General features: G+C 37.1%; 10 protein-coding genes. 5 read left to right on the top strand and 5 right to left on the bottom strand.

Annotated features, from left to right (window positions below):
- Nucleotides 1-312: 312 nt before the first annotated feature.
- The 4 genes from WNY79_RS01595 (at nucleotide 313) to WNY79_RS01580 (ending at nucleotide 5,402) form a co-directional block, all read left to right on the top strand.
- The gene (locus WNY79_RS01595; RefSeq protein WP_342874908.1) at nucleotides 313-2,637 is read left to right on the top strand and encodes a DUF1566 domain-containing protein; all 2,325 of its coding nucleotides are present in this window, start codon (nucleotides 313-315) and stop codon (nucleotides 2,635-2,637) included.
- A 368-nt stretch (nucleotides 2,638-3,005) separates the two neighbouring features.
- Nucleotides 3,006-3,857, top strand: coding sequence for a hypothetical protein (locus tag WNY79_RS01590; RefSeq protein WP_342874907.1), 852 nt, complete (start codon nucleotides 3,006-3,008; stop codon nucleotides 3,855-3,857).
- A 99-nt stretch (nucleotides 3,858-3,956) separates the two neighbouring features.
- On the top strand, nucleotides 3,957-4,730 hold the full coding sequence (locus WNY79_RS01585; RefSeq protein ID WP_342874906.1) for a hypothetical protein: 774 nt from the start codon (nucleotides 3,957-3,959) through the stop codon (nucleotides 4,728-4,730).
- A 477-nt stretch (nucleotides 4,731-5,207) separates the two neighbouring features.
- The gene (locus WNY79_RS01580; RefSeq protein ID WP_002960627.1) at nucleotides 5,208-5,402 is read left to right on the top strand and encodes a (2Fe-2S)-binding protein; all 195 of its coding nucleotides are present in this window, start codon (nucleotides 5,208-5,210) and stop codon (nucleotides 5,400-5,402) included.
- A 66-nt stretch (nucleotides 5,403-5,468) separates the two neighbouring features.
- Here the strand turns inward: WNY79_RS01580 and bfr (WNY79_RS01575) are convergent, their stop codons facing one another.
- The 5 genes from bfr (WNY79_RS01575) to WNY79_RS01555 form a co-directional block, all read right to left on the bottom strand.
- Complete coding sequence (gene bfr / locus WNY79_RS01575) at nucleotides 5,469-5,933, bottom strand: bacterioferritin (RefSeq protein ID WP_024593101.1); 465 nt, start codon at nucleotides 5,931-5,933, stop codon at nucleotides 5,469-5,471.
- Between the two features lie 12 nt (nucleotides 5,934-5,945).
- Nucleotides 5,946-6,416, bottom strand: a complete 471-nt coding sequence (gene bfr / locus WNY79_RS01570; RefSeq protein WP_002958985.1) for a bacterioferritin — start codon at nucleotides 6,414-6,416, stop codon at nucleotides 5,946-5,948.
- A gap of 464 nt (nucleotides 6,417-6,880) precedes the next feature.
- Nucleotides 6,881-9,016, bottom strand: a complete 2,136-nt coding sequence (locus WNY79_RS01565) for a TonB-dependent receptor (RefSeq protein ID WP_342874905.1) — start codon at nucleotides 9,014-9,016, stop codon at nucleotides 6,881-6,883.
- Nucleotides 9,017-9,089: 73 nt separating this feature from the next.
- Nucleotides 9,090-10,160, bottom strand: a complete 1,071-nt coding sequence (locus WNY79_RS01560; protein ID WP_342874904.1) for a PepSY-associated TM helix domain-containing protein — start codon at nucleotides 10,158-10,160, stop codon at nucleotides 9,090-9,092.
- A gap of 57 nt (nucleotides 10,161-10,217) precedes the next feature.
- Entirely contained in the window at nucleotides 10,218-11,093 is an 876-nt protein-coding gene (locus WNY79_RS01555; protein ID WP_342874903.1) for a cation diffusion facilitator family transporter, read from the bottom strand.
- 257 nt (nucleotides 11,094-11,350) lie between these two features.
- Between WNY79_RS01555 and WNY79_RS01550 the strand changes: the two genes are divergently transcribed.
- Complete coding sequence (locus WNY79_RS01550) at nucleotides 11,351-16,114, top strand: PAS domain-containing protein (RefSeq protein WP_342874902.1); 4,764 nt, start codon at nucleotides 11,351-11,353, stop codon at nucleotides 16,112-16,114.
- Nucleotides 16,115-16,116 lie beyond the last annotated feature (2 nt).

Below are 16,116 nucleotides of genomic sequence, written 5' to 3'. Positions count from 1 at the left end.
GAAATTACGCTAGAACTAGGCAAAAATTTTTATATCTAGTTGTTCTAAATAAAAATTTTTAACGACGTTATAGTGCAATTTAATTCGTTAAATTGATCAAAGGTTTATGCAGGTTGGTATTGATATATATTTATTGAGAATCTACCGGAGATTATTTTTTATATAGTAGGTGTGTTAAAGCGTCAGTTTTACAGCCATAGTGGTTGTAATTAGGGAGTAAAGTTTTGTAAATTCTCTGAAAATTTCAAGCTATATTTGTATAGTCACCTCAAATTGGATGTGTTTATATTTAATAAAGGTCTGGAGTTTGCTATGAAAAAGGTCGTCATTGCGTTAATCCTATTAAGTTACCAGTTACTGAATGTCGCAAACGCGCAAGAACAGTTAACAGCAACGATTATAGGCTCAGGCTCGCCTATTTATAATGAAAATAGAGCCAGTGCAAGTGCGTTAATCTCTGCAGGCGATACACAAATACTGGTAGATATGGGAAATGGCACTCAAGCTAATTTAGCTAAGTTAGGTGTTGAACCTCGAAATTTATCAGCACTTATCTTTACTCACCATCACCTTGATCATAATGAAGAATTTGTACCTATATTTATTCGCTCTTTATTAGGGCGAGACAAGTTCACTATTGTAGGCCCACCTAATACAGTGAAGCTAACTGAGTTGAATTTAGAATTGTATCGTGAAGATATTGATTATCGATTAAGTAAAACTCAACGAACATTAGCTGAACGTAAAAAAGCTTTTAAAGTAAGCGACTTAAAAGGAGGGGAGTCATTTAAGGTTGGCGACATTCTTGTAACCACTTTACAAGTACCGCATACAATTTACACGTTAGCTTATCGATTTGATTTTAACGAACAATCAATCGTTATTACAGGAGACCTTACTTATTCAGACAAGCTACCTAGCTTTGCTCAAAATGCCGACTTTATGATCATTGATTCGGGCGGCATGATTATGAAAGATGGGCGTCAAAAAAATAATAGAAAAACGAATAATACAGTAACGAAAAACCAAAAAAGCAATAAAAAAAAGAAGGGTAATGCTCACCTCAACCTAGCTGATTCGAGTAGCATAGCTAAGCAAGCCAACGTTAAAAATTTAGTTTATACACACTTTAATTCTACCATTGTTGATGTTGATGTTGATGCTAGTTTGGCGGAAATTCAAAAAAATTACCGTGGAAATATTATTTTTGGCGAAGATTTAATGGTACTTAAAACAGCCATAACCTCCAGTAAACCTAAAGCTTTAAACAGTTACGCTATTGTTGATACTGGGCAGAGAATTGCTTACAGCGACAAACGTGTTATTTCATTACCTCAAGACAAAGATGACTTTTTTTCTCAAGATGCTAATTATATTATTAACCCACCTTCTTATACCGACAATCAAAATGGCACTGTAACCGATAATGTAACCGGACTTGTTTGGCAACAAGATATGGGCCAAAAAATAACATTTGAGGATGCATTGCAAAAAGTTAAAAACGTAAAATTAGGTGGTTATAGCGATTGGCGCGTACCAACGATTAAAGAGCTTTATTCACTCATTCAATTTTCAGGCAGTGTTAAAGGAGACAAAGCACTTTATCCTTTTATCGACACAAAATACTTTAATCAGCCGATTGGTAATACTCGCGCTAATGAGCGAGAAATTGATGCTCAAACTTGGTCAGTTACCGAGTATGTGGGCAAAACAATGAAAAACGATGATACCGTTTTTGGCGTTAACTTTGTTGATGGCCGTATTAAAGGTTATCCAAAATATAATCCGCGTACCTCTGAGCCAAATAAAATGTATTTTAGATTTGTTAGAGGAAACACTGATTATGGGAAAAACAACTTTGTTAATAATGCGGATGGAACTGTCTCAGATAAAGCAACAGGCTTAATGTGGCAACAAGCCGACAGCAATAAAGGCTTAAATTGGCAACAAGCATTGCAATATGCACAGCATTCAACCTTTGGTGGTTATAGCGATTGGCGTTTACCTAACGCAAAAGAATTACAAAGTATTGTTGATTACACGCGTTCTGTAGAAACATCAAATTCAGCTGCTATCGACCCTATTTTTAAAGCAACGTCTATTAAAAATGAAGCTGGTGAAAAAGATTATCCATACTACTGGAGCTCAACTACTCACCTTGATGGCCCAGTTCAAGCACAAGGTGCGGTATATATTGCTTTTGGTAAAGCGCTAGGCAAAATGCGTGGTATAACGATGGATGTTCATGGAGCAGGTTCACAACGCAGCGACCCTAAAACCGGAGAGCCCACATCAAGAGGCCCGCAAGGCGACATGATCAGAGTAAAAAATTATGTTCGATTAGTCAGAGGCGGGGATGTTTTTATCCCAACAAAAGAGTTAAGTGAAAATAGAAGTGAATACAGTAATAAAAGTACATCGTTAATAAGCAGTTCAACACAACGGCTAAGCACACAATCGATTAAAAAGGGTAATAATAAATTTATTAACCGTTTTGATAAAAATGGAAACGGCAAAGTTGAGCTATCTGAGTTTAAAGCGTCAGAGCAACGCTTTAATCACTTTGATAAAAATAAGGATGGCTATATAAGCGCGGAGGAAGCACCCACAGGGCCACCTAAAAACGCTAGTCGTTAACGCGTTTAGTAACAACTCTTTAACTCCGATAGCTGTCTATATATTTGATTTGCTATCGGGAGTTTGGCTTTAAAAATGATTTATTAAACATTTTTTTGCACTCAGCCGATAGCCAGCATCGAGCGAAAACCTGTCATTGAGGTTGGCTAAATATAAGTAAATTGATTGTTCAAACTGTTCTTTGCTCATATGCTAATAATATATGAACAATGCACGCGTATTATTCTATTAAACTTACTTTAAATTTTTAGAAAACTTAGTGATAGTAATACCTTAAGTAATTTGTTAAAAGTAGATAAATGAGCGTTAAGTCGTCGGAAATATGAGCGATGAGCGCACTATTAAATTGGTTAGCCCCAGGAGGTTTCGTGGAAAGAGTTCCCGTTTACTTGGATAGTAATGTCATCATTGATATGGCCGATGGGCGCGAGAACGATCTTCTTGGGCTAGTCATGAGGAGCATTTATGAAGGACCATACTGTTATCCATTTTCCGCAGAGCAAATTTCTGAAATTACAGACAACGAAAGGCAAGCTAGAAACGAATCTAGGCTGATGCTGTTATCTGATTTAAGCCGTAATGTTTATTTTGAACACAGTATCAATAGTCTTCAATTTCGTACTGAATCTACTACTCAGGTTTATGAAACAATAAACGAAGTTTCATTATCTCAAAATTGGGAAGCTGATTTTGCTAATTTTATTTCTTTCGAGCAGCAGTTAGAGGCTAGAACTGCTTATGGCCTGTCAACGGATGACCTAAATAACCTATCAGCTGAAGAAGCGATTACCAAGATAAACTCGGCGCTATCAAATTACGAGTATGAGCTTAAAGAAGGACAAATAGATCCTCCGAGAACGCTTAACGATATGTTGGATTACTCTGAGCAGAATATGCGAGAGCATTTCTCCCAGATATGGGAGTCAATGGGCGCAAATATAGAATCTCACCTACGGAACTGTAAATTAGTTAGTTTGTTTTCATTTATCGATACATTCGGCTTCTGGAGTGACTCAAAGAGGACGTACAAAAAAGGTTCACGCTTAGCTGATAGTCGTCACGCATTTAACGGGTCCTATTTTAAATGTGTAGTATCGAGGGATAAACGGCTTCTAAAAAAATCAGAGGCAGCATATAAGTATTTAGAAATTACGACACAATGCTTTCATACAGATGAATTCAAAGCGCATTTATATGATTTGCTTTCGGGACAAAGCTAACAAGGCTAGGCACAGCGACTGCTTTTTCGTTGCGGCTTCGCCACGACTACAAAACCGTGCGTGCTGGCGGCATTAAGTGTTCATGAGGTCAGTTAAAGAATGAGTTTTAAAATTAATAGAATTAGCAGTAACAGTCTTGGGACACATTATGGCATTTTTCAAAATGGAGAGTTAATCCATCGAGAATTTAGTCGGACGGCTGCAGAAAAAGTACTCGGAAAATTGCAGATTGGAAAAACGATTGAAGAAGCATTAAAACCTGACCCAGCCTCTAAGCCTGAACGAGTGACCGCTCGACTTGTGACACCTCAAGTTTCATTGACTAAGCAACATAAAGCTCTTTTCCCTACAGCGGTAGCAGCTGAAAGAAAATTCAAGTATGACCCGGTGGTCTACCGCCAAATTGTGCTCTTTAAGGTAAATGAAATCGTTCAGGTGACGAATCGAAAGGGGCATAGTTCAACAATACACATTACGAATATAGTAAAATTGAGCTGGCACCAACTCCAACTGTTAGTCTCATGTGGTAACACTAAGTTCGAGAAACAGTATTTACTTTATAAGGAGTACAGTACAAAGTATAGAGCAAATAGTATTTTGAAAGGGATGAGTTTAAGCCAAGGCGAGAATTCAGAAATTCAAGAATATATAGGTATCTTTAAGGCAAATGGGTTCTCAAAACACACACAAGTAAATGATTATATAACTAGCAATAACTTATGGGGAAACTACCCGACGATTCGATCACTTAACGATCATGGCGAATACAAAGAAATCGAAGGTATTGAGCCTCAGTATTTTGAAGTTGTTTGCCGTATTTTAAATATATCCAGTGAAGGTGGAAGAAGCTTAGATAACTTCAAAAAGTACTAATTTAGAACACACCTAACACAATTTAAGAGGGGTTCGGCACGCATGGCATTTTTACTATGCGTCGGTTTTAATGATTAAGGGGTATGTGACGCATCAGTATTGCGTGCCTTACACCTTAATTGAGCGTTGCTATCAATGCCCGCTACTGGCACAAACCGGAAATCACCTATCCATAAGTTCCGTATTTATACATAAGGTTTTTAAAGCCTTAATGTAATTAATTTTCAACCATTCAAATATTTACCTAAACCGAATCTTACCTAAATTTAAGGTAGGCTCTAATTAATAAATCTCAATCTTAGTGCCACACTTTGCTTGAAATTCAAACTATTCTCAAGCTACCGCGAATTCTCAATTTAAGTGGCGCTGGCCAAAAAAAAATTCAAATAATACACATTTTTTCAAATAACAATTGATAACCATTTTCGTTTAGATTAGTATGCACATACTAAATGAAATTGAGAGTGGTTTGTATTCATGTATATTTGTCTATGTCACGGTGTGACTGATAAAAAAATTGAGCAAACAATTGACGATGGTGCAACAACCATGCGTGAATTAACTAAAGAGCTTAAAGTAGGCAGCCAATGCGGTAAGTGTTGTGGTTGTACTAAAAAGATCCTTAATCGCAGACTTATCCAGATTGCAGATGTGACGGATCAAGTTGCTTAATTACATATAAAAATTTAGATATAAAAAAAGCAGCTTTTTAGCTGCTTTTTTTATGCTTGTTACTATTTACAGTTGAGACTGCAAGTAGTTTTTAATACCCGTATTTTTAATAAGTAATTGTTGGGTTTCTAACCAATCAATTTGCTCTTCTTGCTCATTTAAAATGTGGTCAAGGGCTTCACGGGTAATATAATCTTTTTTGCTTTCAGCCAGTTTAACTGCGCTTTGTAACTCACCAATAGTATCAAGTTCAAAACTCATGTTAGCTGCAATCATTTCTTCGCTGTTCTCACCAATACGCAGACGACCTAAGTCTTGAAGATTAGGTAAACCTTCTAAAAACAAAATACGTTCGATTAAACGATCGGCGTTTTTCATTTTTTGAATAGATACTTTGTAATCTGCTTTGTCTAGTTGAGTGAAGCCAAAATCTTTAAACATGCGTGCATGCAAAAAGTATTGGTTAATACCAACAAGCTCATTAGCGAGTACTTTATTAAGCGCTGCAATAACGTCTTTATCGCCTTTCATACTATGCTCCTACTAAGCCATTTGTGCTTGATGATAATTTTCAGAACCAATCTTATCAATTAGCCCAAGTTGTTGCTCTAACCAGTAAACATGATCTTCTTCGGTATCAAATAACAGTTTTTCTAAAATGCTACGAGATTGATAATCTTGTTGTTCTTCACATATTGCGATAACGTCTTTAACACACGCAACTACTTCAAGTTCTAGTGTTAAATCGTTTTGCATCATGCTTTTTACGTCGTTACCGATAAGTAAATCACGGCGTTTAGTCATATTTGGTACACCTTCTAAAAACAAGATGCGCTTAATAAGCCAGTCTGCGTGATCTTTTTCTTCTTCCATTTCGTGGTTAAGGCGCTCGTATAGTTTGTTTAAACCCCAGTCGTCATACATGCGCGAGTGTATAAAATACTGATCGATTGCTGCTAATTCGTTAGCTAACAATGTATTAAACGCATCGATTACTTTTTGATTACCTTTCATGATAAATCGCCTTAACTATTTTAATTGCATGCAGTGTAGTACAAATAGCCTATATTGCAAGTTTTCTCTATAAAAATCATTGCGTTACTATTGGTTTTGATTCTTATTTAAGTTTGCGTTACTGCTTGGTTTATGGACAGTTTTTTATTTGTATTAGCAACTAATACAAGATCAGGATTGATAGATAAAAAGTGAGACGTTTATTTATGTGGGATTTGTTAATTAACCTGAACTCTGGATAATAAATCTATCTCGAGCAGCTATTTTCAGCGCTAACTGCGTTGAATTTACTTGCAATAGGCTAGCTATTGACGCGTAAAGTCGCCTTGTTTTCACTGAGAATCTCTGGCTAGAGTAAATCAATTTAAATATCTCCATGATTCAATACGTCAGTAAATCTCTTAACCAGAGCTCAGGTTAAGCATATAGGCATGCAGGGCATGCCTATAGTGTATGTTTATTTGTTAAAATTGGTATGTAGCACCCAATGTTGCAGTTGTGCCTAATCCTTTAATGTTGTACCCACCGTAAGTATATGCTTGTGCGCGGGCTGGGTAGTAATCACTATTGAAAAGGTTTTCTATTCCAAAATAGCCACTCCACTTGGCGTTAACATTGTATTGGCCACTTAAGTTAAATGTGTTGTAGCTACTAACAGGGCCCTGATCGCCGGAGTATTGGCCTTGTGCGTTTTTATCAAAGCGCTTTCTGTCGCCTACGTATAAAAAGCTCATTGCAAGTGATAGTTCGTCATTTGTTTGCCATGTTACATTAGCTGTTGCTTTAGGTGGGCTAATTTGGCTTGCGCCTAAATAGTCATCTGTCTCGGTGTTTTTACCTTCAACATAGCTGTAAGTAGCACTTAATTTAAGGTCTTGGGTAATAGTGTAGTTAACTAGTCCTTCGTAACCCCATATTTCTTGTGGTGCACGCACGGGTTCGTAAACACCCGTTACTTCATTATATTCACTACTTGTACCAAGCTCTGAGGTACTTCTGTAAAGTGCAAATTCAAAACGCACGTTTTCAAACTGTGAGGTAAAACCAACTTCGTAATTATCGATTATAGAAGCTTGGGTTTGAATAAGCGCAATATCTTCAACGGTCGCAGAGCGAAGTAGGCGACCAATATCAGAAATATCAGAGCCTTGTGAGTAACTAAAAAACGGACTAAACGCCTCTGTTAAATTGTATTTTATACCAGCGTTATAGGTTGTCGCGTCGTAATTAATACTGTCGCCACGCACACTCAATGGCACTGAGCATTGTGATTCGGTTCTGCACAGCTTTAATGTTTGATAATCACTTACGCTCAAATCGATGCTTTCGTTTCTTACGCCTGCTTTTAGGATAATATCATCGTTTATTACCCATTTTGTTTGTAAAAAGCTGGCAATACTTTCCATGTCCATTTCTGGCACCCACACTCGGCCATCTACTAAAGGTTGCGATGTTTTATCGTTTAAGGCATCAATGCCGTAGATTAGGGTGGCTGTTACATTTTCAAAATCAAACTGGCTATTAAACGTGGCTCGTGCACCTTGTTTATCTGACTTAATAACCGATTGACCACCGCTGTAACCTTCATCAAGATTGGCTAAAGCGGTTGAGAAAAAGAACACGTTTTCTATATTTTGTTTATATAGATCGAGGGTCATTTGTGTGTTTTCAAACAGCGCGTAATCAACATATTTTAGGGTTATATTCTCGTTGCCTTCAGGGCCTTGCGGTTTACCTTGTTTTTGAAGCTCTAAAGGGACGTGTATAGCGTATGTTTTTTCCCCTATATTGCCATCGCCAGTCACATCGCCTAAGTCTGTTTTTTGTTGTGAGCTGTAAAAGTTGTAGCTAAACTGAAGTTGTTTTTCGTCGTCAAAATCGTAACTTAACTTTGTAAAGTAGTTTTGAGTTTCAGAATCAGATAAACCATATTGCAAGCCTAAAATATCGCCCTGTGCATCGCGTTGTACGCCGTTTTCTTCATAGCTTGCTGTTAGTAGATAGCTTAGTTTATCAAGTTTACCGTTCACTGCTGCTGATATTCTACCGCCGCCACTTTCTGCTAACTTAACAGCGCTAAAGCGACTTGAAATACTTATTTCGCCTTCCGGTTTACCATCACTACGCGCTTGTTTTGTTATGTAGTTAATAATGCCACCTGAGGCACCATTACCATAAATAGAGGTTGCTCCTTTTATGACTTCAATGCGCGCTATTGCGCTTGCGTCTAACGTTTTTACACCTAATGAACCATTACGAAGAGGGGTTGATTGCGGTACGCCATCAATCATTATTAATGGCGCGCGACCACGCAGTGTTTGTCCTGAATTACTTGAGCTGCCAGTGTTAGGTGCAAGGCCTGGAACCATTTGCGCGAGTAAACTCCCCAGCTCTGAGCTTACTTTTAAATGCTGCTGTATTTGTTGCTGATTAATAACGGTAATTGAGGCTGGTACTTCGTCAATGCTTTCTGATATTCGGCTGCCAGATACAATCACATGCTCTAACTGATCAGAAGTGTATTCATTTTTATTATTTTCATTTGCTAACGTGTTAGCACTTATTGCAACAGCAATAAGGCAAAGCGAAGTTTTTAACATGGGAGGGTCTTAGTTGATAATAAGTTGCGTAATGGTAATTATTATCAACTAATGACGCAAGTGTTAATGAGATTTATTTCCATTTATGGCGTTTTAACCAAAAATACACACCGCTTACAATAAAAAATGCGAGTGCAAGGGCTATTAATAACCATAAAAACTGCACTATATGACCTGCAAAATCACCAATGTGAAATTTATACTTAAAGTTCCATGCTTGTGTTGTGAAGTTGGTTTTACTGGCGTCAAATGAGTTTAATACTTTACCAGTAAATGGGTTAGTCCAAACCCAGCTGTAAGCATGGCTTTCGCCAGGGTTTTGCATTCTCAGTGCAATTGCTTCGTCATCTTTTTTAGGCAAGTAAATTCTATATGTTTTGCCATCAGGGAATACGCTCTCGGCATTTTTTATTGCTTCGTTATAATTTAAAACAGCTTGAGAAAGGGGGATTATTTTTGGCGCTTTAGGTCTTCGCTCTACTTTGTTAAACGTTACAAATTCTAATACAGATTGAGTTTGTGTTTTCCAGTTAAATGCCATGCCAGTAAAGGCAATAAGCATAAGGGGTATAAAAAAGTAAACACCAAGCACGGTATGTAATTGATACATGAGCACTCTAAATTTGGCTTTTGGTTTTATAGCTAAACGTTTAACTCTGTTTTTTGGTTTTACCCATAAGTAAAAACCAAGTAATACATTTACTAGCAGCAGCAATGCACACACGGACATCCAATTTCGAAAGGTTTTTTCACCCTTACTGTTTTCAAACAACAGCCAGCGATGTAAGCCTTGGGCAAACCCATAAATAGTATCGGTTGATTCATAGACGTTTAGTACACTCCCTGAATAGGGATTAACACTAGCGTAATGTTTATTAGCTAACCTAAACTGCCATGCGGCGTCCGGTGCTTGCTCTGGCATAAAAAAAGTAATTTTTTGCTTAGTTTGAGTTTGTACATTTTGTATAAGCTCATCGTAATGCATAAAAGTAGCTTGTGGTGCTACTTGCCATTTTGCGGGTTCTATTAAGTGCTGAATGTCTTTTGCATAAATCATAACAGCACCGGTTAAGCTCACTATTAATAAAAATAGTCCGCTAATAAGGGCAAGGCCTAAATGAATTCTACGTAACCAAATTTTCAAAAACGGTATCTCATTATGAGTTAATGCTAATATTGTAAATGATAATACGAGCTGTTTTCAATTAAATAGTTGTGTATTTGGTTGGATTTCTATTATGCAATTTTCGATATTATAATTATCGTGTAAAAATATTTTTATGGCTTGCAAATTAATCGCTTGCTGAGTGCTAATAATAAGCTCGCAGTAGCTTTCTTTATCGTCTAATTGCCAAAGCTTAATACTGGTTACCGATTCGATATTAAATTTACTACTAATAGCATCCGATATTGCGTGTGTGTCGATATTGTCAGGCGCTGCTTGCATTAAAACTTTGCAGCTTTGTTTTAAAAGTAAAATGCCATGATAAATTACATACATAGAAATAAGTACAGTGGCGATTAAATCAACAATATACCATTGATATAAAATAATTAAGGTGCCAGCAATGATTACCACAATAGATGCCATTGCATCTGATACGTTATGAATGAAGGCTGCTTTTATATTTATACTGTGATTTGCACCAGCTCGATAGGTTAAATACGCTGTTGCTAAATCAATCACTAACGCTATTGCGGCCACCCACACAACTATCCAACCATTAATTGGTTGAGGGTTTAAATAACTCGAAATGGCTTCAAAAATTAAATACACACCAATTATTATTAGTGTACTGCTATTAAAAAGAGTGGCGAGTATTTCAGCGCGTTTATAGCCAAAGTGATGAGTGTCATCAGCTGGTTTATTACCGATTTTTCGTGCAATCAAGGCTATAAATATAGCGGCGGCATCACTTAAATTATGAAGTGCATCTGCTATAAGTGACAAACTGCCCGAAAATAACCCACCAATAACTTGGGCTATGGTTAGTAATACATTAATAAAAACTGCAACGGTGAGCTGCTTATTACTTTGGTTTTCGTCTACATGACTATGTGAATGATCGTGCGCCATTGCCATAATCCCTTCAAATACATTGACTGAATATTGCTTATATCATGGGTGGTTTAAAACAGCTACAGAAGTTGTCGCGTACATGAACGTAATTTTAAGTTAATGATAAAGGCGTATTTTATTAAATGCGTGAATTTAAGTTTGTCGCGCTAAATGTCGAGTTTTTAAGGAGTTTACGGCTCAAAACTTGCGTCTTTATATATTTAGTGCATTAATGTAAGTAATATTAAATGATTAAAAGCTGCTGGGTATTAAGCATGGACAAAGGTTTAAACTTTGGTGAATTAACAGGTAAAGGACAATCTGTTCGAAGTAAGTTAATTATAACCTTTATAATTATAGCTTTAGTGCCACTTTGTATACTTACGTGGTTTAGTCTTGAACACGTAAATCGCACCCTTAAACAAAATGCAGACACCGAACTTAACGAGCTTAATAATATAGGCAAGCAATTTGCTGATATTTGGTTTGCAGACCATGTTAAAGATTTATATTTGCTTAGGTCACAACTTGATATTAGCTCTGCTAAAAAACAAAAATTAATAAATCAATTTGTTGAGCAGTATGACTTCGTTAATCGTGTAGAGCTTATAGATATAAACCTTGTTAACTCACGACCTTTATCACCTTTTTTTGATGTTATTAAAGAGCCGCGCTTTGACGACATACGCACAGGTATTAAAAATACAGGCAAGATTCAGTTTCGGTCAATGACTGCCTCAGGGCGCGACTATCATATTATTGGCTTGCCGGTATTAAATGATGAAAATAAGTTACAAACAATATTGATCGCAGATATAAATTTAAAAGGCTTATTAAATAATTTAAGTAAAATACACGCTGCTAATAAAGACATAACATTTTATGTTATGTACAAAAATAAAATTCAAAAAAGTAATAACTCAGACGATACCCAACCACTATTTTTCTCTCAAAATGGATCACCAACACAACGTGTTTTTACTTATAGTGATAAGAATGAAGTCACTTTATATGGGTATATTAATTCATTAGAGTTTTTAAATGAATCTGGCTGGCAGCTACTCGTATCAAAACCAAAAGAAGTCGCACTACAAGGCGCCAATTATTATAAGCAGCTTGCTGTATTGACTAATACGGGGGCGTTATTGCTTATATTAACGCTGTCTTGGTGGTTTGGTCGCCGGCTTTCTCAGCCTTTAATTAACTTAGCTAAAATTGTTGAAAATATTACAAAAGGCGATTTGGTTAAAGTTCCAATAATAAACGACAGTATAGAGTTTAATCAGCTTTCATTAGGTCTTCGTAAGTTAGTGGACGTAAAAGCAGAGCAACAAAGTATATTGCAAAAACAACGTTCGGCACTTCAAATTGCATTAAAACAATTAGCTGAACAAAAAAGCGCATTAGATGAACATGCAATTGTTGCTGTAACCGATTTGCATGGCACTATCACTTTTGTAAATAAGAAATTTTGTGAGATTAGTGGTTTTGATGAGCATGAATTAATAGGCGAAAACCATCGCCTTTTAAATTCGGGAAAACACGAAAAAGAATTTTTTAAAAATATGTATAAAACGCTTAAACATGGCGACATATGGAACGGGCAAATATGTAACAAAGCTAAAAATGGTGATTTTTATTGGGTAGATACGACCATCGTGCCATTTTTAGATGAAAACGGTAAACCACAAAACTATATCGCTATTCGTACCGACATTTCAGCACTTAAATTACAAGAGTTGGAGCTTGAACAGCACAAAACACAGTTACAACTAGTGATTGACTCAACAGCCGTGGGTATTTGGGATTGGTATATCGATTCTAAAAAAGTGACATTTAATAATCGCTGGGCCGAGATTATAGGTTACAAACTCAGCGAGCTTGAACCATGCACTATAGATACTTGGTATACCTTTGCTCACCCTGATGATTTAGCTATATCGGAGAGAAAACTTCAAGCGTATTTTGCCGGCGAGACTGACTATTATGTTAGCGAAGCCCGCATGAAGCATAAAAATGGAGATTGGATTTGGGTTCTCGATACTGCAAAAATAGTTGAGTGGAATACCGATGGCTCTCCAAAACGTATGATAGGTACGCATTTAGATATATCTGATCAAAAATCTACACAGCATGAACTGCAAGGAAGTCGAGATAGGTTTGCATCTTTAGTATCAAATATACCGGGCATTATTTATCGATGTAAATTTGATGACAAATTAAGCATGCTCTATATGAGCGACCAAGCGAGTGAAATAACAGGCTATTCGCCTGATGAGTTGATACATAGCGAAGCCATTAACTTTTTTGATTTAATATGCAAAGACGATTCTACAAAAATAAAAGCTGAAATATTAAGCTGTGTCGGCGCCAAGCAACCATGGTCTGTTGAGTATAGAATTACAGCTCGCGATGGTTCCTTGCATTGGGTAAACGAAAAAGGCCAAGCGATTTACGCAGATGATGGCAACATATTGTATTTAGATGGGTTTATTTTAGATATTACGGATCGTTACAATACTCAATTAGAAATAAATCGTCAGCAAAATTTACTCGAATCAATGAGTAAGCAAGGTCAGATTGGCGCATGGGAAATTGACTTAGAGGCGCATACGCTTTATTGGTCTGATGAAGTTAAAGTTATTCATGAGGTACCAGAGGGTTATGAGCCTAGCATAGATACCGCAATTGATTTTTATAAACCAGGAATACACCGAGACACTATAAGTACCTTGTTTGAATGCGCTGTGACTTTAGGTGAAAGTTGGAGTGTTGAGCTTATTATTTTAACTTATTCGGGGCAGGAGCGTTGGGTTAAATCAATGGGCCAAGCAGAGCTTAGAGATGGAAAATGCGTACGTGTTTTTGGCTCGTTTCAAAGTATTGATGCGCATAAGCGACTTGAACTCGAAAGCGAAAAAACAAACAGGTATAACAAAAATTTAGCCGCACTTACTGTTGCCCCTGAAGTACAAAACAGTAATGTAGAACAAGTTAAAAAGTTAGCAGTTAAATCTATGTGTGAAGTGCTAGATATTGCTCGCGCTTCGGTATGGATTTTTAACGATAAACGAGATGTGATGACATGTCATAGTTTATACATTAAAGGGCAAGGTTTTGTAGATACAAATGCTGTTTTAACTGCTAAAGACTACCCTGAATATTATAACGCCATTTATAAGCAAAACTTAGTAGCTATTGATGATGTTTATACGCACCCAGCAACTGCTGATTTTATAGAAGCGTATGCAAAACCACTAAATATTAAATCGATGCTTGATGCAGTGATAGCAACTGGCGATGGTAATTTAGGTATTTTGTGTGCTGAAACGGTAGGCGAGCACCACAATTGGACGCAAAGCGAAGAAACGTATCTTCGATCATTAGCTACTTTAGTGGGAAGCTCTTTAGTTTCTCAGCAGCGTAAAGTAATTAGTGAGGAGTTAAAAGTAGCGCTTGTTAAAGCTGAAGATGCAGCGCTTGCTAAGAGTCAATTCTTAGCAACTATGAGCCACGAAATAAGAACGCCAATGAATGGTGTGCTCGGTATGCTAGAGCTTGTTCAATTAGAATCATTACCTAAGCCAATAGAGACAAAAGTAGACATTGCCAAAACAAGCGCACATTCTTTATTAGCCGTGATTAACGATATTTTAGATTTTTCTAAAGCCGAGGCTGGTAAAATCGAACTTGAAGAAATTAACTTTAATGGACGAGATTTAATTGGCGAAGTTGCTGCCGCGCAAGCATTTACAGCTCAAGACAAAGGCATTGAAATAATTTTAGATTTGTTAGCCTTGGAGCCTTCGCAATTATGTGGTGACCCCGGGCGAATTCGCCAAGTGCTTACTAATTTACTGAGTAACGCCGTTAAGTTTACGGCTAAAGGCGAGGTTGTGGTAAGTGCGAAAATTAATAAAATGGTTCAAGGTTTAGAATTTGTTGTAAGTGTAAAAGACTCAGGCATAGGAATAAGTGAAGACAAACAACAGCAATTATTTACTCCGTTTTCTCAAGTAGATGCATCAACAACGCGTGAGTACGGGGGCAGTGGCTTAGGGCTTGCCATCTGTAAACAACTTTGCGAGTTAATGGGAGGAGCTATTTCTGTCACTAGCGAAGCAGGTAAAGGAAGCACCTTTACTGCCTCTATAATGCTAACACCGGGAGATCAAAAAGAGCGTTATATTCCTAATATTAATATGGAAGAATTAACAGTTTTAGTTGTTGATGATAACGAGACAAATAGGATAGTAATTTTACAGCAGCTTGAACATTGGGGCGCGAAAGTTGTTCTGGCATGTGACGCACACCAAGCACTTGATATGTGTGCGCAGCAATATAAAAGCGAAAATTGCATGTATGATATTGCAGTGCTTGATATGCAAATGCCAGGACTGGATGGCATAGAGCTTTGTAAAGCATTAAAAGCACATGAACATTATAAATCAATGCCACTTGTAATGATGACTAGTATTGCGGGTATGGAAGGCGCTCAGCGCTATTCTGATGCTGGTTTTCAGGCATATTTCCCTAAACCAGTAACCACCGCTGATTTAATTTCTGCTCTGTCCGTTATTACGAGTAATGGAGCAGGAGAAGCGCTTCCACTCGTTACGTCAGGTTATATTTCGTCACTCAAAAAAGAAAAGGTACAGGAGCCTTCCCAAATATTATTGGTAGAAGATAATCCCATTAACCAACAGGTGGCTAAATTAATGCTCAAAAAGCTTAATTGTGATGTTACGATTGCCGGGAATGGTCAACTGGCAATTGATATATTAAAAGCTCACGATTCAGGGTTCTTTAAGTTAGTACTTATGGATTGCCAAATGCCTGTTATGGATGGTTTTGCTTCAACCGCGGCTATTCGCAAAGGATTAGCGGGTGAACAGCACAAAAATATTAGAATTATTGCTATCACCGCTAATGCAATGGACTCCGATAAAGAGCGTTGTATTACAGCTGGTATGGATGATTACTTGAGTAAACCTATTCAATTAGATATTTTAAAAGATAAATTAGAGCAGTATATTTAAGG

It is taken from the genome of Pseudoalteromonas sp. AS84 (assembly GCF_038900255.1).
GTDB lineage: Bacteria > Pseudomonadota > Gammaproteobacteria > Enterobacterales > Alteromonadaceae > Pseudoalteromonas.
The sequence above is the reverse complement of the archived record's forward strand: the minus strand, read 5'-3'. Positions and strand labels throughout refer to the sequence as shown.

Bases quoted from the DNA above. Each gene is read 5' to 3' on its own strand.
- bfr (WP_024593101.1), bottom strand. From the start codon at position 5,933: ATGAAAGGCGATAAAGACGTTATTGCAGCGCTTAATAAAGTACTCGCT.
- WNY79_RS01555 (WP_342874903.1), bottom strand. From the start codon at position 11,093: ATGGCGCACGATCATTCACATAGTCATGTAGACGAAAACCAAAGTAAT.
- WNY79_RS01565 (WP_342874905.1), bottom strand. From the start codon at position 9,016: ATGTTAAAAACTTCGCTTTGCCTTATTGCTGTTGCAATAAGTGCTAAC.
- WNY79_RS01580 (WP_002960627.1), top strand. From the start codon at position 5,208: ATGTATATTTGTCTATGTCACGGTGTGACTGATAAAAAAATTGAGCAA.
- bfr (WP_002958985.1), bottom strand. From the start codon at position 6,416: ATGAAAGGTAATCAAAAAGTAATCGATGCGTTTAATACATTGTTAGCT.
- WNY79_RS01595 (WP_342874908.1), top strand. From the start codon at position 313: ATGAAAAAGGTCGTCATTGCGTTAATCCTATTAAGTTACCAGTTACTG.
- WNY79_RS01550 (WP_342874902.1), top strand. From the start codon at position 11,351: ATGGACAAAGGTTTAAACTTTGGTGAATTAACAGGTAAAGGACAATCT.
- WNY79_RS01585 (WP_342874906.1), top strand. From the start codon at position 3,957: ATGAGTTTTAAAATTAATAGAATTAGCAGTAACAGTCTTGGGACACAT.